Source organism: Nesterenkonia sp. HG001 (genome assembly GCF_034438835.1).
GTDB lineage: Bacteria > Actinomycetota > Actinomycetes > Actinomycetales > Micrococcaceae > Nesterenkonia > Nesterenkonia xinjiangensis.
The window spans coordinates 169,357-189,888 of record NZ_JAOSZD010000007.1 but is presented as its reverse complement, the minus strand read 5'-3'; the positions used below and the strand labels follow the sequence as shown (position 1 = coordinate 189,888).

The 20,532-nt window shown below is 68.2% G+C and carries 23 protein-coding genes and 1 tRNA gene; 15 read left to right on the top strand and 9 right to left on the bottom strand.

The annotated features are described in order from the left end of the window. The first annotated feature begins 11 nt into the window (after positions 1-11). The 5 genes from nadD to ODE13_RS13010 all read left to right on the top strand — a co-directional run bounded on the left by nadD (position 12) and on the right by ODE13_RS13010 (position 3,868). Entirely contained in the window at positions 12-698 is a 687-nt protein-coding gene (gene nadD, locus ODE13_RS13030) for a nicotinate-nucleotide adenylyltransferase (RefSeq protein ID WP_416210699.1), read from the top strand. After that, on the top strand, positions 695-2,050 hold the full coding sequence (locus ODE13_RS13025; protein WP_322479667.1) for a hypothetical protein: 1,356 nt from the start codon (positions 695-697) through the stop codon (positions 2,048-2,050). Before nadD ends, ODE13_RS13025 begins: the two co-directional genes overlap by 4 nt. A gap of 65 nt (positions 2,051-2,115) precedes the next feature. Next, positions 2,116-2,505, top strand: a complete 390-nt coding sequence (gene rsfS, locus ODE13_RS13020) for a ribosome silencing factor (protein ID WP_322479666.1) — start codon at positions 2,116-2,118, stop codon at positions 2,503-2,505. A 119-nt stretch (positions 2,506-2,624) separates the two neighbouring features. Beyond that, positions 2,625-2,700 (top strand) — tRNA-Ala (locus tag ODE13_RS13015). Positions 2,701-2,878: 178 nt separating this feature from the next. Continuing rightward, a complete protein-coding gene (locus ODE13_RS13010) occupies positions 2,879-3,868 on the top strand; it encodes an aldo/keto reductase (RefSeq protein WP_322479665.1) in 990 nt (329 codons plus the stop codon). Between the two features lie 58 nt (positions 3,869-3,926). Here the strand turns inward: ODE13_RS13010 and ODE13_RS13005 are convergent, their stop codons facing one another. From ODE13_RS13005 to ODE13_RS12995, 3 genes are all read right to left on the bottom strand, one after another. Further along, on the bottom strand, positions 3,927-4,892 hold the full coding sequence (locus ODE13_RS13005) for a cation diffusion facilitator family transporter (protein WP_322479664.1): 966 nt from the start codon (positions 4,890-4,892) through the stop codon (positions 3,927-3,929). Continuing rightward, on the bottom strand, positions 4,889-5,368 hold the full coding sequence (locus tag ODE13_RS13000; RefSeq protein ID WP_322479663.1) for a transporter substrate-binding domain-containing protein: 480 nt from the start codon (positions 5,366-5,368) through the stop codon (positions 4,889-4,891). Before ODE13_RS13000 ends, ODE13_RS13005 begins: the two co-directional genes overlap by 4 nt. Positions 5,369-5,436: 68 nt before the next feature. Next, a complete protein-coding gene (locus tag ODE13_RS12995; RefSeq protein ID WP_322479662.1) occupies positions 5,437-5,652 on the bottom strand; it encodes a hypothetical protein in 216 nt (71 codons plus the stop codon). Between ODE13_RS12995 and ODE13_RS12990 the strand changes: the two genes are divergently transcribed. Both ODE13_RS12990 and ODE13_RS12985 read left to right on the top strand, forming a co-directional pair. Continuing rightward, complete coding sequence (locus ODE13_RS12990) at positions 5,642-6,793, top strand: D-arabinono-1,4-lactone oxidase (protein WP_322479661.1); 1,152 nt, start codon at positions 5,642-5,644, stop codon at positions 6,791-6,793. The genes ODE13_RS12995 and ODE13_RS12990 overlap by 11 nt on opposite strands. After that, on the top strand, positions 6,790-7,197 hold the full coding sequence (locus ODE13_RS12985) for a sensory rhodopsin transducer (RefSeq protein ID WP_322479660.1): 408 nt from the start codon (positions 6,790-6,792) through the stop codon (positions 7,195-7,197). The genes ODE13_RS12990 and ODE13_RS12985 overlap by 4 nt, the downstream gene beginning before the upstream one ends. 21 nt (positions 7,198-7,218) lie before the next feature. Here ODE13_RS12985 and ODE13_RS12980 read toward each other — a convergent pair whose 3' ends face one another. From ODE13_RS12980 to ODE13_RS12970, 3 genes are all read right to left on the bottom strand, one after another. Then, complete coding sequence (locus ODE13_RS12980) at positions 7,219-7,476, bottom strand: Rho termination factor N-terminal domain-containing protein (RefSeq protein ID WP_322479659.1); 258 nt, start codon at positions 7,474-7,476, stop codon at positions 7,219-7,221. Position 7,477: 1 nt separating this feature from the next. Continuing rightward, positions 7,478-8,371: an SDR family oxidoreductase gene (locus ODE13_RS12975; protein ID WP_322479658.1), complete on the bottom strand. Its 894-nt coding sequence runs from the start codon at positions 8,369-8,371 to the stop codon at positions 7,478-7,480. A gap of 134 nt (positions 8,372-8,505) precedes the next feature. Beyond that, the gene (locus tag ODE13_RS12970; protein ID WP_322479657.1) at positions 8,506-8,931 is read right to left on the bottom strand and encodes a DUF3054 domain-containing protein; all 426 of its coding nucleotides are present in this window, start codon (positions 8,929-8,931) and stop codon (positions 8,506-8,508) included. A gap of 94 nt (positions 8,932-9,025) precedes the next feature. Between ODE13_RS12970 and ODE13_RS12965 the strand changes: the two genes are divergently transcribed. From ODE13_RS12965 to ODE13_RS12930, 8 genes are all read left to right on the top strand, one after another. Further along, complete coding sequence (locus ODE13_RS12965; RefSeq protein WP_322479656.1) at positions 9,026-9,658, top strand: hypothetical protein; 633 nt, start codon at positions 9,026-9,028, stop codon at positions 9,656-9,658. After that, positions 9,655-10,194 (top strand): hypothetical protein, encoded by a 540-nt coding sequence (locus ODE13_RS12960; RefSeq protein ID WP_322479655.1) that lies wholly within the window; start codon positions 9,655-9,657, stop codon positions 10,192-10,194. The genes ODE13_RS12965 and ODE13_RS12960 overlap by 4 nt, the downstream gene beginning before the upstream one ends. 145 nt (positions 10,195-10,339) lie before the next feature. Beyond that, positions 10,340-10,858 carry an SRPBCC domain-containing protein gene (locus ODE13_RS12955; protein ID WP_322479654.1) on the top strand — a complete coding sequence of 173 codons (519 nt, stop codon included), beginning with the start codon at positions 10,340-10,342 and terminating at the stop codon, positions 10,856-10,858. A 32-nt stretch (positions 10,859-10,890) separates the two neighbouring features. Further along, on the top strand, positions 10,891-11,217 hold the full coding sequence (locus ODE13_RS12950) for an ArsR/SmtB family transcription factor (RefSeq protein ID WP_322479653.1): 327 nt from the start codon (positions 10,891-10,893) through the stop codon (positions 11,215-11,217). A 310-nt stretch (positions 11,218-11,527) separates the two neighbouring features. Further along, positions 11,528-12,520 carry a putative RNA methyltransferase gene (locus ODE13_RS12945; RefSeq protein ID WP_322479652.1) on the top strand — a complete coding sequence of 331 codons (993 nt, stop codon included), beginning with the start codon at positions 11,528-11,530 and terminating at the stop codon, positions 12,518-12,520. 100 nt (positions 12,521-12,620) lie between these two features. Beyond that, entirely contained in the window at positions 12,621-13,106 is a 486-nt protein-coding gene (locus ODE13_RS12940) for an NfeD family protein (RefSeq protein WP_322479651.1), read from the top strand. A 65-nt stretch (positions 13,107-13,171) separates the two neighbouring features. Then, positions 13,172-14,596, top strand: coding sequence for an SPFH domain-containing protein (locus ODE13_RS12935; protein WP_322479650.1), 1,425 nt, complete (start codon positions 13,172-13,174; stop codon positions 14,594-14,596). A gap of 138 nt (positions 14,597-14,734) precedes the next feature. Continuing rightward, positions 14,735-15,079, top strand: a complete 345-nt coding sequence (locus ODE13_RS12930; protein ID WP_179542753.1) for an RNA polymerase-binding protein RbpA — start codon at positions 14,735-14,737, stop codon at positions 15,077-15,079. A gap of 125 nt (positions 15,080-15,204) precedes the next feature. Here the strand turns inward: ODE13_RS12930 and ODE13_RS12925 are convergent, their stop codons facing one another. The 3 genes from ODE13_RS12925 to ODE13_RS12915 all read right to left on the bottom strand — a co-directional run bounded on the left by ODE13_RS12925 (position 15,205) and on the right by ODE13_RS12915 (position 20,477). Then, positions 15,205-15,939, bottom strand: a complete 735-nt coding sequence (locus ODE13_RS12925) for a polyprenol monophosphomannose synthase (protein WP_322479649.1) — start codon at positions 15,937-15,939, stop codon at positions 15,205-15,207. Between the two features lie 115 nt (positions 15,940-16,054). Next, entirely contained in the window at positions 16,055-17,419 is a 1,365-nt protein-coding gene (locus ODE13_RS12920) for a hypothetical protein (protein WP_322479648.1), read from the bottom strand. 16 nt (positions 17,420-17,435) lie between these two features. Continuing rightward, positions 17,436-20,477 (bottom strand): DEAD/DEAH box helicase, encoded by a 3,042-nt coding sequence (locus ODE13_RS12915; RefSeq protein WP_322479647.1) that lies wholly within the window; start codon positions 20,475-20,477, stop codon positions 17,436-17,438. Positions 20,478-20,532 lie beyond the last annotated feature (55 nt).

Genomic DNA, 20,532 nt, shown 5'->3' with positions numbered 1-20,532 from the left:
GGCTCGGCGTCATGGGCGGGACCTTCGACCCCATCCACCATGGGCACCTCGTGGCCGCCAGTGAGGTGGCCAGTGAGTTCCAGCTAGATGAGGTCGTGTTCGTCCCGACCGGACAGCCCTGGCAGAAGGCAGAGCGAGATGTCACCGCGCCGGAGCACAGGTATCTGCTCACGGTGATCGCCACCGCAGCCAATCCGCGGTTCACGGTCTCGCGCGTTGACATCGACCGTGCCGGCCCCACATATACGATCGACACGCTGCGCGACTTCCGTCGGCTCTATCCCGAGGCGGAACTGTTCTTCATCACCGGGGCCGACGCCATGGCTCAGATCATGTCCTGGAAGGGAGTGGACGAGCTGTGGGAGCTCGCGCACTTCGTCTCAGTCACTCGCCCGGGCTATGACTCCGAAGATTTCGGGCGTACCGAAGAGATCTCACTGATGGAGATCCCCGCGATGGCCATCTCCTCCACGGATTGCCGGCAGCGGGTCCGGGGCAACAAGCCGGTCTGGTACCTGGTGCCTGACGGCGTGGTGCAGTACATCGCCAAGCACCGGCTCTACCAGGATCTCAGCGCCGCTCGGGAAGCCTCCGACCCCACCGGCGAGGCGGTCAGGCTCGAGGGCGAGCCGCCGCATAGCATGGACGAAACCCCGCGATCATGGACCGCACAGAGTCCGCAGGAGGCTACGAGATGACAGCAGAGAATCCGGAGCAGGGCGACGGAGGCCCCGACCTCCGTGCCCGCTACCTTCCGGTGTCTCGCAAGGAGCTGCGTCGACGCCGCGAGGCCGAGCTGGCAGCGATGAAGGACGGCGGTCCTGCACCTTCTCTTGACGCCACCGACGACGTGGCTGACGACGCGGCTGACGAGACGGATGACGAAGCCGAAGCGGCCGTCGAGCACCTGGCACCTGCGGCTCCGGTCTCCGTCTCCGCCGTGATCGATCAGGAGACGCAGAGCGCGAACACGCCTGTGGTCTCTCCCGACCGCTCGGAGGACATCCTCCCGGACGGCTCCGATGGATCGACGGACGTGCAGGGGGAGGAGAAGAGTCCCGAGGTGACCTCCGACGCCGTCGCTGATCTCTCAGACCCGGCTGTCGAGGCCACGGATGTGAACCTCGCCCCCGTGCCGCCGGAGGACGAGTCCGACCCGGAGGAGCTCGACGACCTTCAGAACGACGATGAGGCTGAGCCTGCCGGGGAGGATGGCATCGCCGCCGACTCAGACGAGGCCGGTTCTGCGGGAGAGGAGGGTCCCGAGCCTGAGGACGTCGCATCTGATGAGGCGGCTTCTGATGACGCCGCAGAGGAGCGTGACGATCACGTAGAGGACCTGGCTGAGGTCGAGGATCCCGTTCAGGAGATGGAGTCGCCGGAGAGCGGTGAGCTCGTCGCAGAGTCCGAGGACGTGCAGACGGGCCTTGACGACGCGGCCGAGGATGACGCTGAGGATGACGGTCTGGGTGAGGAGCTCGAGGACCTCGAGGACGACGACTATGACGATGACGTGTCCGCTGACGATTCCGCGCCGATCCCGGCTTCGCGCAGGGCTCGGCGTCTGCTGCGGGAGACCGGCAGCCTGGACCCTCTCACCGATGAACGCCTCCAGGAGATCGACCAGCTGACCTCGGAGATCGCTGCCCAGCCGGTCCAGGACCCGCACCGGGTGGACCCGGAGGTGCTGAAGAAGCAGCAGGCGTTGGCGGCCAAGGCCATGCAGGTGAACCAGGAGCGGCGTCGTCGCGAGATGGAGGAGGCGGCGCGGGACAAAGTCCGTCGCCGTCGGGAGCGCCCAGAGTCCGAGGTCATCACACGGAAGGCGCTGCGCGCCTATGCGTCCTCGGATGATCAGGAGTACACAGACGTCGCCACTGGGGAGATTGATCCGATCGACGCCAGGGGCGCGCACGGCCTTGAGCTCGACGACATGGTCGAGCACACGTCACGGCAGGCGTCACGGCAGGCTCTGCTGCTCTGGCTGGTGATCATCCTCGCCGTGCTCCTGCTCATCGCCGTCGGTGTCGTGCTCTTCACCATCCTCTGACATCACCAGATCATCCACACTCATCCGGCGCTGACGCGTCGGCGACCTAGGAGCGACGAATCGACGTGACCATCCCGGAGCCGGTCCTCACTGAACTGCGGACGGCGGCAGCCGCCGCCGTCGACAAGCTCGCCACAGATGTCGTGGGACTCGACGTGGGGGAGCGTATCGGCATCACCGACGCGTTCCTTCTCTGCTCGGCGCCGTCGGACCGTCAGATCAACGCGATCGTCGACGCGATCGAGCATCAGCTCAAAGAGAAGCATGACTCGGCGCCGCTGCGCCGGGAAGGCCGTGACTCCGGCACCTGGGTCCTGCTCGACTACGGCCATATGGTCATCCACGTCCAGCACGAGCAGGAGCGCGTCCTCTATGGGCTGGACCGTCTCTACGCCGAGGTGGACCGCGTTGACCTGCATCTTCCCCAGGCCGGGCCCGCCATCCAGGACGATTGATCGCCCCAGGTCAGACGCAGGTGTGAGGGTGATGAGCAGCACACGGGGTCGATTTGCATCGGTGCTCGAGGGGTGAGTAAAGTATAGGAGTCGTCGCAGCGACGTGAACAAGAGAATACGGGGGTATGGCGCAGCTGGTAGCGCGTCTGCATGGCATGCAGAAGGTCAGGGGTTCGAGTCCCCTTACCTCCACCACGAGACTCAGGGCCGACACCATAAGGTGTCGGCCCTGAGTCGTCTCCGGGGTCTCCGCCTCTGCAGCACCTGCTGAATCCCCGGACGCGGCTCGCCGGTCCTGACGGCGCGCGGGCTAGAGTGGCACCGGTGAGAGATCGCTCTGACCGGTACCCCTGAGACGACGGAGGAGCACGACGTGGAGCACAGGACACTGGGCAGGACTGGCCGCGAAGTCTCGAGCATCGGGCTGGGCACCTGGCAGCTGGGGGCGGACTGGGGCGAGGTGGAGGAGTCGGCGGCCCTCAAGGTGCTCGACGCTGGGGCCTCCTCGGGTGTGAGCTTCTTCGACACCGCCGACGTCTATGGCGACGGACGCAGCGAGAGCGTGATCGGTCGCTGGCTCCGGGAGAATCCCTCCTGGGGCGGAACCGTGGCGACGAAGATGATCCGTCGCGCGCCCGATCCGAGTCTCGAGCACGCCAGCTACGAGAACTTCAAAGCCTGGACGGACCGCTCTCGGCGCAATCTGGGCGTCGACACCCTCGACCTGGTGCAGCTGCACTGCCCCACCGACGACGTCATCACCTCGGATGCGGTGTACGAGGCATTGGACCGTCTCGTCGAGGAGGGGGCGATCGCCGCCTACGGCGTCAGCGTGGAGACCTGCCAGCAGGCGCTGGATGCGATCGCGCGACCCCACGTGGCCACGGTGCAGATCATCCTCAACGCCTTTCGTCGCAAGCCGCTGGACGAGGTGCTGCCCGCCGCCCAGGAGGCGGGAGTCGGCATCATCGCCCGGGTGCCGCTGGCCAGCGGCCTGCTCAGCGGCCGCTACACCGCACAGACCCGCTTCACCGAGAACGACCACCGCAGCTTCAACCGGCGCGGCGAGGCGTTCGACATCGGGGAGACCTTCTCCGGAGTGGACTACCTGACCGGTGTCGAGGCGGCCGCGCACTTCACTGCCCTGTCCCGCGAGCTGGGCCTCGAGCCGCCCACCGCCGCACTGGCCTGGGTCGCGCAGCAGCCGGGCGTCACCACGGTCATCCCTGGCGCTCGGTCCAGCGAGCAGGCACGTGCGAACGCCACCGCCGGGGACGTCGATCCGCTGCCTCAGGACTTCCTGGACGCGGTCCAGGACCTCTACAACTCGACCTTCAGGGAGACCATCCACCCACGCTGGTGAGTGCGTCCAGCGCTCGGCCCCGGCGGGCGTCCAGGGGCGACGCTGCGGCGGAGCTGGTTCAGCGTCCGGCCTGGCGGGTCACCGTGATGTCCACGTCGTGGACGCGCCAGTCCATCTCGCGGCAGCGTCGTCGGATCTCGTCGATCGCCTCGACGGGGACCGCCGTTGAGGGGCAGCGCACCCGGGCGGTGAGGTGCAGCACATGGCCCTGGTCCCTGGCGATCACGACGACGTCGTCGGCCCATTCCTCGGCGGCGATCATCTGTTCGGCCTGATGGATCACAGGATGGGGCCCGGTGTTGTCGAAGGTGGTGGCACGGGCATCGAGGATGTCCTGCACGGCGTCGCGGGTGTTCGCCCATCCGTCCTTGGTGATGCTGGTGGAGATGACGATGGCGGCTGCCGCGTCAGCCCACCAGAGTCCCACTCCGATGCCCAGCACTCCGGCGGCGGTCGCCAGTCCGGTCATCCAGTCCGCCCGGTTCATGTCCGCATCGGCACGGAGCACCTTGTCGTGGAGCACCTCGGCGAGGTGCCGCTTGCGGCGGCCGAGGATGACCGGAGCCACGCAGCTGGCCAGGGCGACGCTGATCATCAGCCATCCCTCCCAGACGGGGATGCCGAAGAGATCCAGGGCTCCCAAGGGCGGCCGCTCCTCCTGGAGCAGGTTGGTCACACCGTCGACGAGGAGGAAGATCCCCGCTCCGCCCAGCGTCACCCCGGAGACGAGATGACCGATCTCCAGGGAGCGGCGAAGCCCGAAGGGATGCCGCACCGTGGGCGGACGGGCCGCCAGCCGGGCCGCCAGCAGAAACGCCACCGGAGGAAGCACCGAGAGCAGGTCTTCGATCCAGGCGGTGCGCATGGCCTGTGAGCTCCCCATCACCGCGGCCATCGCAAGGACGGTGACCAGCAGGATGCTCAGCCAGATCCACTGGAGCCGGCGGGCCTCACGAAGCGCGCCGCGCTGTTCTTCGGGCAGTGAGCCCTCGGAGGCTGGACGTAGCATGGAAGGGCTGCTCATGAGTCGTCCCGAGTGATGAAGTGGGACTCGAGGTCGTGGAGCAGGGCGTTCTCTCCGAGTTCGATGAGCACCACTCGCCCAGGTCCTTCCTCCGGGACCTCATAGGGGCGGGTGACCGCGGCATGATGATCCCAGACGGTGTGCTCGTCGAAGCCGCCGATGACGACGTCGAGCTGACGATCATGGAGACGGCCCACCAGACCGCTCTCGCTGCCGGTGGACCAGGCGACCTGCGCTCCGATCCGTTCGGCGTACTCTTCGATCAGGTCGACCTCGGGCCCCGAGGGGCGTTCGCCGTCCTCCACAGACACCCACGGCGGGTTGTGCACCGCGCCGGCGGAGAGCTCCGCTCCTCGAGCGGCCTCGAGGCTCTGCTCCGGATCGCGGGGGATCCCGCATCCGGAGATGATCACGGAGACGCCCAGCATGCAGGCGATGGCCCCGGTGCCGGCGTCGGGGCGCGGGATGCGGACCATGATGTCTCCCTCCTGGCGAGGTGCACATGCTGACAGCAGAACTGTATCGCCGAGGCCGGTAGGGTGGGTTATGACCACGGCCATGACAGCGCGTCACCCACCGAGACCCATCCCGAGTCCACGGAGCGGCCCATGAGCGAGTCCAACCCGTCGTCCTGCCCCACGTCCATGACATCCGGACCGTCGAGGACCACGTTCACGAATTGGTCCGGCAGCGTGTCCTGCACACCGAGGCTGCGGAGCAGTCCTGACAGCGTCGAGGAGCTTGCCGAGGTGATCTCCACCGCGGCTGCCGCCGGTGAGACTGTCAGGCCGGTCGGCTCCGGACATTCCTCGCTGCCCCTGATGACCACTGACGACGTCCTGATCAGCCTCGACCAGCTCTCCGGGGTCGTGGAGGCCGACGCCGAGGTCGGAATCGCGAGTGTGCTGCCGGGCACGGGACTCGCACAGCTGGGAGCCCAGCTGGCGGAACACGGGCTGGCCATGGAGAATCTCGGCGACGTCGACTACCAGGCCATCGCCGGGGCGGTCGCCACCGGCACTCATGGTTCCGGGGCGACTTTGGGCAACCTGTCCTCCACCTTGGTGGGCGGCCAGCTGCTCGACGGCCGGGGAGAGCTCGTGAGCTTCGGCGTCGACGCCGGTGCAGGGCTGGATGACCCGCTGCTGCGGGCCGCCCAGGTCTCCCTGGGTGCGCTGGGCGTGCTCACCCGCCTGACCCTGCGCCTGGAGTCGGCTTATGAGCTGCACCGCGTCAACGTCATGACTCATGTCGACTGGGTGCTGGAGCACTTCGAGCAGCTGATCGCGGCGCACCGCAGCGTGGACTTCTACTGGTATCCGCGCAGCGACCTGGCCCAGGTGCGGATGCTGAACAAGCCGGGGGAGGAGCCTGACCCGGATCTTCCGGGCGCCGTGCCGCCCGGGAGGGTGAAGACCGATGAGACCGGTCCCTCCTACGAGATCATCCCCAACTCCCGTGATCTGCGGTTCGAGGAGATGGAGTACATGCTGCCGCTGGACCCGTCGCTGGAGGCCTTCCGGCTGGTCCGTGAGCGGGTGAAGGACCGGCACCGTCACCGGGTCGGATGGCGGGTCCTGGTGCGCACGATCGCCCCGGACCGCGCGATGATCAGCAATGCCCAGCATCGCCCGACGATGACCATCGCGCTGCTGCAGAACGCCTCCCTGGACCACCAGGAGTACTTCGCCGACCTGGAGCCGCTGCTGCGCGCCTTCGGCGGCAGGCCCCATTGGGGGAAGAAGCACTCCCTGCGGGCGCCCGAGCTGCGCCAGCTCTACCCCGAATGGGAAGACTTCCTCGGGCAACGGGAGCGGCTGGACCCGGAACGCCTCTACATCAACGACCATCTGGCCCAACTCCTCGGACTTCAGGGGACAGCGCGGAGGGAGCAGAGATGAGCGAAGGACACATGCCCGCAGCCCAGCCGGGCAACGGCCCGGGCAGCCGCCGCTGGGCCTTCTCGGCGGGCTGGATCCCGCCCGAGAGCACAGGTCACGAGCCGGCATTCACCAGCCGAGATGTGCTGTGCCTGCTGAATACCGACCCCGGGGAGGCCTGCGTGGAGGCGACCGTGCACCACTCCGACCGCGACCCGGTGGGCCCCTACCGGATCAGTGTGGGCGCCGGGCGGGTCAAGCACGTGCGCCTCAACGATCTCATCGACCCCGAGGCGGTGCCATTGGGCGAGCCCTATGGCCTGGTGCTGGTCAGTGACGTGCCGGTGGTGGCGCAGCTGGCCCACCTGGACACGCGGGACGGCCAGCGGAGCGGGGCTCTGCTCAACGGGGTTCCGGGCGGCTGACCTCGGATGACCGCGGGTCGGTCAATGGTTGCGCAGTGCGGAGATGAGCTCGTCCTTGGTCATGTCGGAGTAGCCGGTGACATCCAGCTCCTTGGCGCGCTCACGGAGCTCGTCGACGGTGCGGTCCTCGTAGTTGGAGGCCTGGCCGCCTTTCTCTCCGATTTCGCTGCGGCTCTCCTTGGCTGCCTGGTTGGCGATGCGGGCGGCCTTCTCCTTTGACTCGCCCTCGTCCCGCAGACGCTCGTAGAGCTCCTCGTCCTTGATGCTGTCTCGTGCCATGTCAGAATCCCTTTCCTCCGGTCACCGGGATGACGGAGCCGGATACGTAGGAGGCCTCATCGCTGGCCAGGTACACGTAGGCGCCGGCCAGCTCGGCAGGCTGTCCCGGACGGCCCAGGGGAGTGTCCTGGCCGAACTCCTCGACGGCCTCGTCGGGGAATCCGGTGGCCGGGATCAGCGGAGTCCAGATCGGGCCGGGGGCCACCGCGTTGACGCGGATTCCCTTCTCGCCGAGCTCAAGCGCCAGCGCCTCGGTGAAGGCGATCTGGGCGGCCTTGGTCATCGCGTAGTCGAACAGCGGCGGCTTGGGGCCGACGGCCTGGATGGAGGTGGTGGTGATGATCGAGGACCCGGGCTTCAGATAGGGGACGGCCTCCCGAGTGATCACGACGTGAGCCAGCAGGTTCGTGTCGAAGACGCGGCGGACCTCATCGGTGGGGACGGTATCGATGCCCTCACGCTGCCGCTGATAGGCGGCGTTGAGGATGAGTACGTCCAGGCCGCCGAGGTCATCCACGGCACGGCGCACCACCTCCACGGCCCGAGCCTCGTCGGTGATGTCTGCGTCGTAGGCCGCGCAGGTCCGGCCGGCTTCGCGGACCAGCCTGGTGGTCTCCTCGGCGTCCTCGGCCTCCTCGGGCAGATGGACGAAGGCAATGTCGGCGCCCTCCCGGGCGAAGGCGAGGGCGACGGCTCGGCCGATGCCGGAGTCTCCTCCGGTGATCAGGGTCTTCCTGCCCGTGAGCCGACCGTGCCCGATCCAGCTGTCCTCGCCGTGATCAGGCGTGGGCGAGGTCGGTGCTGTGAGTCCCGGCTGCTCGTCCTGCTGCTGAGCCGGGAGCGGATTCTCGCGGTGCATGGTCCGCGGGTCGCGCTGAGTCTCCTCGGTGGTCATCGGCTGCCTCCTGTCGAAAGCTGGCGCGTACACCCTCCAACTTACGCCGGTCGTGGGGGCAGTCAACGGAATGGGGCGGATTCTCGGGGAATCTTGAGGAATCGCGGAGGCGACGTGGAGATCCCGCAGTCCTCTTATCCTCGGCTGCGTGAGACCAGGAGCCCGGTGAGCAGGCGGCGGCCGAGGAGGAAAGTGGTCAGCACCCCGGCGGTGACGAGCACGAAGGAGACCGGGGCGCCCCCGAGACCCAGCACCACGCGCAGCGCCATACCCAACGTCACCGTGGCGATGAGGATGATCACGCCGTCGGGCCAGAGACGAGATGGCCGGTGCCAGGTCCGCAGGGCCGCGGCGCTCAGGGCCCAGGCGAGGAGGAAGGGCGAGGCGGTGGAGAGGATGTCGACCAGCCCGAGTCCGCTCAGATGGGTGCGGTTGCCCAGTGCGGCGAACAGGATGATCAGCGCGGCGTCGAGGAGCAGCATCCACCAGGCGCCGCGCAGGCCTCCGGGGCGGTGGCCTGCGTGACTGCTGTCGTCGTGACCGGTGTCGAGGGTGTTCATCAGGGCCAGCTTAGGCATGGATTCCAAAGGTTGTGAGCCCATGAACAACTCCTAAACGTTGTATCCCTGTTCACAACCGATTACAGTTGTGACCATGTTCGTCATGACCCTGGACCAGAAGGGCTCCCGCCGTCAGCCCGATCTCGTGGATCAGGCGGCCGCCGAGCTCGACACGCGCGCCGCGGAGCACCTGGTGCGGCCTTTCCAGCGCACCGCCGGCGATGAGATCCAGGGGGTCCTCGACGACGCCGGGGCAGTCCTGGTCGTCGCGCTCTGGGTGGCACGCAGCGAGCAGTGGAGCATCGGGATCGGCGTGGGCACCGTACGCACGCCGCTGCCGCAGGAGACTCGTGCCGGAAGCGGTCGGGCCTTCGAGGCCGCGCGCGAGGCGGTCACCCGCGCCAAGCGCGCCTCAGGGGGAGTGGCGCTGAGCGCCGGGGAGCCCCAGGGGCATGCCGCCGAGCAGGCGGAGGCGCTGCTGCAGATGCTCGGTGAGCTGGAACGCCGGCGCACTGACTCCAGCCAGGAGGCAGGTGAGCTGATCGAGCAGGGATACTCCCAGGCTCAGGCCGCTGAGCAGCTGGGGACCAGCCAGCAGGCGGTCTCTCGCAGGCTCCGGCGCGGGCTCTGGACGGAGACGCGGCGGGTCATGTCAGTGGCGGCAGAGATCATGGAAGCCATGCACCAGGACGTGCACCAGGAAGAGGATCAGGAGCTCCACGAGTGATCATCGCTGCCACCGTCCTGCTCCTGCTCGCCGCTGTGCCGGCTGCGGCATCCCTTCCGCATCGTGCGGCGCGTCCCTCCCTGGGGCTGCTCAACATCACGGCATTGGCGCAGTTGGCGCTGCTGGCGGCCGCCGGGCTGTGTGCGCTGCAGGTCTCCGGAGTGGACGACGACGGCTGGCGACCCGCGCTGGTGATCGCCGCGACGGCGGCGGCCTGTCTGGGTGGCTCAGGGGTGTCCGTCGCCGTGCTGGACACCGCCACGAGGTTCGACGCGCGGCCGCACGCCGACCAGGGGCCGCCGGTGCTGCGCGGCGGTGCCTGGATAGGCCTGCTGGAACGCCTGGCGGTAGCATCCACGCTGCTCATGGGGTGGCCGGAGGGCCTCGCTGTGGTGCTCGCGGTCAAAGGGTTGGCCAGATATTCGGAGCTCAAGCATCCCAACGGCGCGGCCGAGCGCTTCATCATCGGCACCTTCTGTTCGGTGCTATGGGCCTCCGCCTGTGCGGGCGTGGCAACACTCGGCCTCATGGGATGAGAGTCCTGGAGGTCGCACAGGCGCCTCGAATGCAACAAACGGTTGCACATTGCGGCAGCTCAAGGTATTCTTCCACTATCAGCAACCATTGGTTGCATAAAATGGAAGATACGAGATCACCGACATCGCCACGAAGGGGCCGGTCATGTCAGACCACACGCACTCGTCAGACCACACGCCGGGCACCGCAGAGCCCGAGCAGGGAAGCATCACTCGGACGTTGGAGATCGAGGCGTCTCCGGAGACCGTCTATGAGGTGATCAGCCAGCCGGGTCATATGGCGAAATGGTGGCCGGAGCAGGCGGACTTCACCTCCCAGGCGGGGGAGACAGGCACGCTGGTCTTCGGGGAGTCCTGTGGCTGTGGCCAGGCTGAGACCGTGCCCCTGACCATCGTCGAGGCGGACCCGCACCGGCGCTTCTCGTTCCGATGGGTCTACGACGAATCGCCTGCCGCACCCGGGAACTCCCTGTTGGTGACCTTTGACATCGCGCCGCGGCGCGGAGCCCAGGCATCCACTGTGACCATGACTGAGTCCGGGTTCAGGGAGCGTGGCTGGAGCGAGGCCGTCGCCCGGGCGGAACATCGGGATCATGTCCAGGGGTGGGGCGTCTTCCTTCCGCGCCTGCAGTCCTATGCCGCTGAGCTGGTGTCCGCCGCATGAGCCGAGGGGAGCATCGGCCGGACCGGGTTGGCGTGGATGACGCCCTGTGGGACGCCGTCGGGGATCCCATGCGGCGGACTCTCCTGGATCTGATGCTCATCGGCGGGCCCAGCAGCGCAACTCGGCTCAGTGAGCGGGTGTCGGTCACCAGGCAGGCCGTGGCCAAGCACCTGTCTGTGCTGCAGCGGGTCGGGCTGGTCCGGGCGCGTCAGGAGGGGCGGGAGCGGCAGTTCTCGGTGGACTCCGAGCAACTGGCGCGGGCCACGGCACAGCTTCATGAGGTGGGGCGTCACTGGGACGAGCGCCTGGGTCGGATCAAGCAGATCGCCGAGGAGATCGAGCGTTCACGACAGAACTGAACCGCGGGGGCCGTGACGGGACAGTCTGGTTGGGGTGGCCGCACCGGACGTGACGTGCTGAGGCGATGCGCTGAGGCGCCCGGGGGCAAAGGCAGCCGGTCAATCGCTAGCTTGACATAATGTAGATTATCGGGCAATTGAGGATGATGTGAGGGAGGCTCTCTGTCTGGTCCCCGTCGCGCTGAGGCGATGCCGTCCATGGCCGGTCCCGAGGGATTTGAGCGCGTCAGGCATGCAGAGCGCTGACGCTTCGACTAAGGCGGCTTCGACCGAGACAGTCCCGGCCACGTGAGCCGATACGCTTCTGGACATGAGTCAGTCACCGCTGGAGCCCGTTGGTCCTGAGCTGATGAGCGACGAGAGCTGGCCCGTGACGTGCCCGCTGCATGATGGCTCGCCTGAGGCCGGGCCTCAGGCGTCGTCCGTCAATCAGCCCCTGACCATTCTGCGGGGGGCTTCGGACCCACGGGTGAAAGGGCTCGTCTGCCCTGCCGGACACCGATTCGACGCGGCCAAGCAGGGTTATGTCAATCTGCTCGTCGGCCGCGGATCATCCGTCACGCCTGACTCCCCGGCGATGATCATGGCGCGCGAACGCGTCCAGAGCGCCGGAGTCTTCTCGGTCCTCACCGACGCACTCGACCAGCTGGCGGAGCTCTGGGCCCCCATGCGCCACCCCGGCGGAGTCGAGATCATGCTCGACTGCGGAGCCGGGACGGGCCATCATCTGCAGAGCCTGCTGGATGCCCGACCACAGGCACGCGCAGTGGCATTGGACCTCTCCCCCGCCGGCCTGAAGCGCGCCGCGCGGCATCCTCGCACCCTCGCCCTGGCCTGGGATCTGTGGAGGCCGCTGCCTGTGGCGGACGGCACCGTGGAGCTGCTCCTAGACATCTTCGCGCCGCGGAATGTCGACGAGTACTTCCGCGTCCTGCTCCCCGGGGCGCCGGCGATCGTCGTCACGCCTCGTCCGGCGCATCTCCGTGAGCTCTCGGGCCTCGGGCTCCTGGGGATGCAGCCGAACAAGCTCGCAGATCTCAGGACACAGATGCACCGTCGCTTCCTCGAGCCTGTGGAGCATCGCGTCGTCACCGCGCAGGTCCCGGTCAGCGGCGACTCGGCCCGCGATCTGGTCATGATGGGGCCTGCCGGGCATCACCGCGAGGCCGACGAGGTCACCGCCCGGATCACCGAGGAGGGCGTCGATCGCGTCACCGTCGACCTGGATGTGACCGTGTGGCGACGACCCGCCGGCGGCCGGGGATCCGCGCACGAGTGTGACAGGGGTGACGGGAACCCGTGAGTCAGGCAGAATGAAGGAGACACGCGGCTCACCTGTGCGTTTCCGATCACCGGGCGCATGGTGAGCAGATGGTGGAGAAGGCTCTCGAGGAGGTTCGCGCATGATCGAATGGTTCGGCGAGAATCTCTGGGCGGCCTGGCTCTCCCTGACCTTCGTGCTGCTCGTGCTCGAGCTGCTCATGCTCGATCTCCTGTTCCTGATGCTCGCCGCCGGAGCCGCCGGAGCCACCACCGTGGCCCTGGCCGGCGGGCCCGGCTGGATGCAGGTCGTCATCGGCTCCGCCACGGCCCTGCTGATGCTCGGCGCCGTGCGACCTGTCGCGCTTAAGCACATGAAGAAGGGCTCTGAGGAGCAGCTGACCAATGTGGACCGGATGGCCGGCCTGGACGCACAGCCCCTCGAGACGATCACCGCTGAGGGTGGCCTCGCCGAGGTCGACGGTGACACCTGGACCGCCCGCACTGCCGGGAACTTCCGCATCGAGCCGGGCATGGCAGCCGTCGTGGAGTCCGTGGAGGGCGCCATCGTCTACCTGCGGCCTGTTCCCGGAATCGAGTGGCAGGATCCTGAACCCCGCGAGACCTGAGCGGCACTGCCAGACCCCAGAGACCAGTCAAGTTCCCCGCGACAGAAACGAAGATCGGAAGCCCCATGGATGTAGCAATTCTCGTCGTCCTCCTGGCGTTGATGGCGCTGGTCGTCATCATCCTGGTGCGCAGCGTGCGGATCATCCCGCAGGCGCGTACCGGGATCGTCGAGCGCCTCGGCAAGTACCAGCGGACTCAGGGCCCCGGGCTCACCCTGCTGGTCCCCTTCATCGACCGGCTCGTGCCGCTGCTGGACATGCGCGAGCAGGTCGTCTCCTTTCCGCCGCAGCCGGTGATCACCGAGGACAACCTGGTGGTCTCCATCGACACTGTGGTCTATTTCCAGATCACCGACCCCAAGTCGGCGACCTATGAGATCCAGAACTACATCCACGCAGTCCAGGAGCTGACCACCACTACGCTGCGCAACGTGGTCGGCGGCATGCACCTGGAGGCCGCACTGACCTCCCGTGACCGGATCAACGGGCAGCTTCGCGGCGAGCTGGACAAGGTCACCGGCCGGTGGGGCATCCGCGTGGCCCGAGTGGAGCTCAAGGCGATCGAGCCACCCCTGTCCATCCAGGACTCGATGGAGAAGCAGATGCGCGCCGAGCGCGACCGCCGCGCGGCGATCCTCACCGCCGAGGGCACCAAGCAGTCGGCAGTCCTCACAGCCGAAGGTGAGCGCCAGGCCGCCATCCTGCAGGCAGAGGGTGAGGCCCAGGCCCGCATCCTGGCCGCCAACGCGGAGGCCCAGGCCATCGAGACCGTGTTCAGCGCCGTGCACGACTCCGAGCCAGGTCCGGAGCTGCTCTCCTATCAGTATCTGCAGACCCTGCCCGAGCTGGCCAAGGGTGACTCCAACACCATGTGGGTCATCCCCGGCGAGTTCGGCGATGCGCTCAAGGCGTTCTCCGGAGCGTTCGGCGGCAACACCGAGGCGACCGACGGCCGCAGCCCCGAGGAGCGTGAGGCCGAGCGTGCCGCCCGCGAGGAGCGACTGCGGGCGCGTCGTGAACGCAAGGAGCAGGAGGCCAAGGAACGCCGGGGCAAGCCAGCGATCTCCGACGCCATCGCAGACATGGCCTCCTCGGCACGATCCACCTCGGTGACCGACGAGCACCCGCACTATGAGGGCACCCGGGACATCGAGGCTGAAGCACGTCGGGCACAGACCAGCGGCGGAGGACGAGACGCGCCCAGCCTCGACAGGGAGTCGAGCACGGACACGTTGAAGCGGATCGCCGAATCGGCACCTCCCGAGGCTGACCCGTCCATCGGATCAGGCCGCGGGATCGGCGAGGACTCTGCCCAGCAGGCACTCCCGCAGAACCCTCAGCGCCCCGCCTACGATCCCTACGCGAATCAGGGCCACCCGCAGGAGCAGGTCGACCAGCAGGGCCAGCAGCCTCCTCAGGGTCGGCCATGGCCGCAGCCCGGTCAGGGACCGCACGGCCAGCAGGGCGGCCGACCTCCGCAGCGGGGCTGATGCCGCGAGAGGTCCCGGAGCCTGCACCCCCTCTGCGCTGAGGGGAGCCAGCTCACAGCTGGCGCCCGGAATATCCGGGCGCCAGCTGCTGTTGTGCATCTCGATAACCTGTGTCCCCAGCAGTGGAGGAGAAAGCCGATGAGCGATCGCAGTCTGCGCGGAATGCGCCTGGGTGCGCAGTCCATGGAGACGGAGCAGGGCGTGGAGCCGGCACCTCGTCAGGACGTCCAGTACGTCTGCGAGGACGGCGAGAAGATCACGGTGACCTTCTCGGCCGAAGCCGATGTCCCGTCCACCTGGACCTCGCCCACCGGCAAGGAGGGCGTCCTGATGGACGGCTCCAAGCCGGACGACACCCCGGAGAAGCCGGTCCGGACACACTGGGACATGCTCCTGGAGCGTCGCTCCGTCGAGGAGCTGGAGGAGATCCTCACCGAGCGTCTCAAGCAGCTCCGTGAGCGTCGCGGCGAGAAGGTCTCCTGACCCTGGTCACGCCCTCGGACGCGTCCGCCTCATAATCCTGTCAGAAGAGCCCGTCACCGGAACAGCGGTGGCGGGCTCTTCTGACCTCAGACCGCTGACGCGACGTCGAGGCTGATCACGGCGGGTCAGCGCAGTCCGAACCTCCCGGACAGCGCCTCGGCGCGGGCCCCCAGACCCCATCGGGTCACGTTCAGCATGGCCTCGACGACGATGTCGGAGCTCATCTTCGAGGCCCCGAGCGTGCGTTCCACAAAGGTGATCGGCACCTCCACGATCGTCTTGCGCTGCCGTGCCACGCGGAAGGTCATGTCCACCTGGAAGCCGTAGCCCACCGATTCGATGCTGTTGAGGTCGATGTCCTCCAGGGTGGAACGGCGAAACACCCGGAAGCCCGCGGTGATGTCCCGCACGGGAAGGCCCAGCAGGGTCCGTGAATACAGAGAGCCTGCGCGGGAGATGACCTCACGGTGCAGGGGCCAGTTGACCACGGCTCCCCCGGCCACCCAGCGGGATCCGATGACCAGGTCGGCCTCATCGATCTTCGCGATCAGGTCCGGCAGCTGCTCTGGCTGGTGGGAGCCGTCGGCGTCGAGTTCGACGAGCACGTCATACCCACGGTCGAGGCCCCAGCGGAAACCTGCGATATACGCTCCGCCCAGACCGTTCTTCGCCCTTCGGTGCAGCACATGGATCTGCGGGTCCTCGTGCCCCATGCGCTCGGCGAGCTGACCGGTCCCGTCGGGACTGTTGTCGTCGACCACGAGCACGTCAGATTCGGGCACGGCGGCGCGCAACCGCTGCACCGTGATCGGCAGAGCCTCGATCTCGTTGTAGGTCGGGATGATCGTCAGGATCTTCACGGGTGGACTCGTGCCCCTTCTGTCTCAGACTGTCTCGTGCCGACTCTGGTCGTCGGGCACGGGTGCCCGCCGAGGACGGCAGCACTCGATGTATTGTGCACCCATCCGGGCCGGTTCAGGAATCCTCTGTCCCGGAGTGTCGGGCCTCGGCGGTGCCGTGAACTTCGACACCTCCGATCACCGTCGCCCGCAGCACGGGCGACACTGCGGGCTCGTCCACCGTGCCCAGGTAGGGCAGCAGCGGGGTGCGGGCCCGCGCGTCGGTGCTCCAGGCCGCGGTGCGCGAATCCGGGGTCTGGACCGCCAGGGTCTCCGCCTCCCAGACGGTGTAGCTCGCCGCCGCGCCGGGGTCGAGCTGCGGCGCCAGGGCGGCCAGCGCAGGCGCCGCACCATCGGCGGCGGGCAGGGAGCGGTGGGCCGCCCGCGTCTGAGCGTTGAAGGCCGCCCGCACCGAGACCGCCGACTCCTCGCGGTGCACGTGGGCCGCGACCAGCTGCCACGGGTCAGCGGCCTCGGACGGCGCGACGGAGGTGGGGATCCCCACGCTCAGGGCCAGGCCGAGGTGCCCGGGGCGGCACAGCAGCACATGGACGGCAGTGCCGACGAGCGCCTCCCAATCCTGGCGGTGTGCCGAGTCGAAATCCACCAGGACAGTCGGTCGGTCGGGACGCGGCGTCATTCCGCGGCCCTGGAGTCGGCGGCGCGTCTCGGCGACCAGGGCTGCCACGGCGGCGGGAGGGTGTCCCCCGACCTCCAGGAGCAGCTGACGTGACTCTTCCGCCACGGCGGCGGAGACCGTCACCAGGTGCTCGACAGCCAGTTCCCGGACGTCCCCGGAGCTCAGGGAGGTGCCCGCGGAGTCCTGCGGGGTGAGCTCAGGGATGAGCTCTGCGAGTCGGAGCTCCACGCCCACCGGAGCTCCGGCGGCGTCGTCGACATGCTCGAGCAGGTCCAGCAGGCGCCCCACGGCGGTTCGTACCTCGTGGAGGGCGTGCGGGCCGTCGTCCAGGGGCAGGCCGGTCATCCGTACCGCCGGGAGGACCACGACCGGATGCCAGCGGGCAGCTTTCACCACCTCTATCAGGCGGGTCCGAAGCTGGCCGGCCGGGTCGTCCAGCTCCTCAGCCGAGACTCCAAGCATGAGGCGCAGGGCTCCTTGGCCATGGGCGGCCGCCACATCCAGCGCCGCGGCCGCTCCTCCGGCGTCCAGCGACTCAAGATCCCGGTCCAGGCGCCCCACGAACGCAGGGGCGACCAGAGCACGGCCCAGCTCCTGACGCTCGAGACGGTCGGTCAGCCGACCCGCAGTGTCCGGGTCGCCGAGCCAGGAGATCAGCCCATCGTCGACGACCATCGCCTCGGAGTACGGCTCGGCGATGCTGTGGATGGTGCCGTCGATCAGCAGCCGCGGGATGTTCTCGCGCGCCTGGTGCACCAGCGGGAGGGTGTCGGGCTCCTGCCCGGCCTGTGCGCTCGTCATCGGAATGGTCCCGTCCTCACAGTCGTTCGTCCTCGGGGCCGGCGGACAGCCGGCTGTCTTCTGCCTCGTCGGTGAGGTCGTCGGTGACGTCGCTGGCGTCGCCCTCGTCCAGGCCAGGCAGAGCGGCCACCGCAGAGTAGGCCACCACTCCCCTGGCCACGAGATCGACCGCCTCATGACAGCGGGCTGACAGCCTGGCGGCAGTGTGTGGGGCACGGCCAAGCTGGTCCAGCGAGTCGACGCACTGCTTCGCCCAGCGGACGAAGTCTCCGGCGGCCAGCGGAGAGTCCTCCAGGGCCTGACGCAGGCTGAGTCCGGACGCCCAGGCGTGCATCGGCACCACGAGTCCCATCTCCGGGGCCGGTGTGGGCTCCAGATGGTGCTGTTTCTCCAGTGCCTCCAGCTCGTCATGGACGTCGACGGCGGCACGGACCGCGGCGTTCAGCCGTTGAGTGGGCATCTGCGGCATGGCACCTTCATCGTCCCGCTTCGCCTGGTAGGTCAGCACCGTGGAGAAGGCGGCGAGCTCCGCGGCAGAGAGGCTGGCGAGGACGCCGCGCTGCTGGAGCATCTCGGTGAACAGATCCCGCTCCCCGTAGATGCGGCGCAGACGCTGCCCCCGCTCGGTGACGGCGAACTCCGGCGCATCCCACTCCCCCTGCGAGGAGGGAACCTGAACATCTGCTCTAGCACCCCCTGACGCCGACTCTGCGGCGGACCCGGGCAGCGACTCCGGCTCCGGCACCAGATGCCCCAGCTCGACCAGGACCCCACAGATCCTGTCGAAGGTCTTGGCGATGGACCCGGTGCGGCGATTGATCCGTTCCTTGATCTGATCAGTCTCACGGCGCAGCCGCCACCAGCGCTCGGCCCAACGGGCATGCTCCTCGCGCTCCCCGCAGCTGTGGCACGGATGCCTGCGAAGCTGAGACTCCAGGGAGTCCACGGCGTCCTCGTCGGGCTCATCGACGAATCCGAAGCCGGGCGCGGGAGCGTCACGGCGCGGCGGAACACGATCGCGCAGGGCGCTGCGCATCGCCGCGGCCAGATCGCGGCGCACCTTGGGCACCTTGACCTGCGGCTTCCGCGGCAGTCGGATGCTCGTCAGGACCTCGGGCGGCTGGCTGAAGTCCTCCACGGTGAGTCGCCGCAGCTGACCCGCCGCGGTGATCACATTGGGCCGTGGATCATGCTCCGGGGCGCTGTGCACCACCAGGCACTCCCCCATCCGGCGCCGTCCGGCCACCTCGACGACATCGCCGGGCTGCAGGGCCGCCAGCACCCGCACCAGCTCGCGGCGACGCTGACGGTTCCTCGCCTTGGCCTGTCCCTTCTGCACCTCGGCGAGACGCCGGCGCAGCTCGGCGTACTCCCGGAAGTCACCCAGGTGACAGGTCATGGCCTGCGCGTACCCCTTCATGGATGACTCCCGCTGGGCGACCTCACGGGCCTGACCCACCACGGAACGGTCGGCCTGGAACTGGGCGAAGGAGGATTCCAGGATCGTGCGTGCCCTGTCCCGGCCGAACTGGGCGGTCAGGTTGACCGCCATGTTGTAGCTCGGGCGGAAGCTGGAGTTCAGCGGATACGTGCGCCTGGAGGCCAGACCGGCCACCTGACGGGGGTCCATTCCGGGCTGCCAGACGACGACCGCGTGGCCCTCGACGTCGATGCCACGTCGGCCCGCACGTCCGGTCAGCTGGGTGTATTCGCCGGGAGTGACGTCCACATGAGATTCACCGTTGAACTTGTCGAGCTTCTCGAGCACGACGGTGCGCGCAGGCATGTTGATGCCCAGGGCCAACGTCTCCGTGGCGAAGACGACCTTCAGCAGCCCTTCCGCGAAGAGCGACTCGACGAGCTCCTTGAACGGGGGCAGCATTCCGGCGTGGTGGGAGGCGACGCCGTTGACCAGCGCCTCACGGAAGCTGTCGTAGCCCAGCACGGAGAGATCCTCGGCAGGCAGCTCCCAGCCCATCTGCTCCACGCGAGATGCGATCTCACGGGCCTCCTCACGGGTGGTCAGCTGGATGCCGGCCCTCAAGCACTGCTCGACGGCGGCCTCGCAGCCGGCGCGGGAGAAGATGAAGCTGATGCAGGGCAGCAGCCCGTCCCGGTCCAGAGCGCGGATCATCCTGGGGCGGTTGACCCGTGCTCGTGCACCCGAGGAGCCCGAGATGCCGGAGACTCCAGCGCTCATCTGGGTCGAGGAACGACGCTCCGAGGCACGCTCGCGGCGAGGGTCCCGGCGTCCCCGGCCCCGAGAGCGGTGCCCGCCGGAACGGCGAGACGGTGGGGCCTGCTGGCGCTGGGCCAGGCGCTGCAGCTCCGGATTCACCAGGAGCTGGCCACCCTCGGCGGCGTCGTGCTGGTCGTCGTCGGTGATGAACAGGTCATGGAGCTGGTGGTCCACCAGCATGTGCTGCCAGAGCGGCACGGGCCGATGCTCGGAGACCACCACCGCGGTCTCTCCCCGGACGGTGTCCAGCCAGGCGCCGAACTCCTCGGCGTTGGAGACCGTGGCGCTGAGCGCCACGAGCTGCACGTGCTCGGGGAGATGGATGATGACCTCCTCCCAGACGGCTCCGCGGAACCGGTCGGCGAGGTAGTGGACCTCGTCCATGACCACGTAGCTGAGGTTCTGCAGCGCCTCGGAGTCCGAGTAGAGCATGTTGCGCAGGACCTCGGTGGTCATGACCACGATCTGTGCGCCCGCATTGATGGAGGTGTCTCCGGTGAGCAGTCCGACACGGTCGACGCCGTGATCCGCCACCAGATCCTGGTACTTCTGATTGGACAGCGCCTTGATCGGCGTCGTGTAGAAGGTCTTGGTGCCCGTGGCCAGGCCCAGGTGGACCGCGAACTCGCCGACGATGGTCTTTCCGGCTCCGGTGGGGGCCGCCACCAGGACGGCCTTCCCCGCCTCCAGATGTCGGCAGGCCTCCAGCTGGAACTCATCAAGCTCGAAGCCCTGCTCACGGCGGAAGGCTCCCAGCTCGGTCTTGGCGTCTGCGGTGCGGCGTCGAGCCTGGGCGTATCGCTCGGCCGGTGAACTCATGCCTCCCAGCCTATGGCATCGCGAGGCCTGTCATATGAAGTTGCCCGGCGGAACC

Excerpts from the sequence above, each read along its gene's own strand:
- ODE13_RS13005 (WP_322479664.1), bottom strand. The coding sequence starts at position 4,892 with ATGAGCAGCCCTTCCATGCTACGTCCAGCCTCCGAGGGCTCACTGCCC.
- ODE13_RS13000 (WP_322479663.1), bottom strand. The coding sequence starts at position 5,368 with ATGGTCCGCATCCCGCGCCCCGACGCCGGCACCGGGGCCATCGCCTGC.
- ODE13_RS12915 (WP_322479647.1), bottom strand. The coding sequence starts at position 20,477 with ATGAGTTCACCGGCCGAGCGATACGCCCAGGCTCGACGCCGCACCGCA.
- ODE13_RS12955 (WP_322479654.1), top strand. The coding sequence starts at position 10,340 with ATGTCAGACCACACGCACTCGTCAGACCACACGCCGGGCACCGCAGAG.
- ODE13_RS12975 (WP_322479658.1), bottom strand. The coding sequence starts at position 8,371 with ATGACCACCGAGGAGACTCAGCGCGACCCGCGGACCATGCACCGCGAG.
- ODE13_RS12920 (WP_322479648.1), bottom strand. The coding sequence starts at position 17,419 with ATGACGAGCGCACAGGCCGGGCAGGAGCCCGACACCCTCCCGCTGGTG.
- ODE13_RS13025 (WP_322479667.1), top strand. The coding sequence starts at position 695 with ATGACAGCAGAGAATCCGGAGCAGGGCGACGGAGGCCCCGACCTCCGT.
- ODE13_RS12980 (WP_322479659.1), bottom strand. The coding sequence starts at position 7,476 with ATGGCACGAGACAGCATCAAGGACGAGGAGCTCTACGAGCGTCTGCGG.
- ODE13_RS12945 (WP_322479652.1), top strand. The coding sequence starts at position 11,528 with ATGAGTCAGTCACCGCTGGAGCCCGTTGGTCCTGAGCTGATGAGCGAC.
- ODE13_RS12985 (WP_322479660.1), top strand. The coding sequence starts at position 6,790 with ATGAGCGAAGGACACATGCCCGCAGCCCAGCCGGGCAACGGCCCGGGC.
- ODE13_RS12930 (WP_179542753.1), top strand. The coding sequence starts at position 14,735 with ATGAGCGATCGCAGTCTGCGCGGAATGCGCCTGGGTGCGCAGTCCATG.
- ODE13_RS12935 (WP_322479650.1), top strand. The coding sequence starts at position 13,172 with ATGGATGTAGCAATTCTCGTCGTCCTCCTGGCGTTGATGGCGCTGGTC.
- ODE13_RS12940 (WP_322479651.1), top strand. The coding sequence starts at position 12,621 with ATGATCGAATGGTTCGGCGAGAATCTCTGGGCGGCCTGGCTCTCCCTG.
- nadD (WP_416210699.1), top strand. The coding sequence starts at position 12 with ATGGGCGGGACCTTCGACCCCATCCACCATGGGCACCTCGTGGCCGCC.
- ODE13_RS12965 (WP_322479656.1), top strand. The coding sequence starts at position 9,026 with ATGTTCGTCATGACCCTGGACCAGAAGGGCTCCCGCCGTCAGCCCGAT.
- ODE13_RS12970 (WP_322479657.1), bottom strand. The coding sequence starts at position 8,931 with ATGAACACCCTCGACACCGGTCACGACGACAGCAGTCACGCAGGCCAC.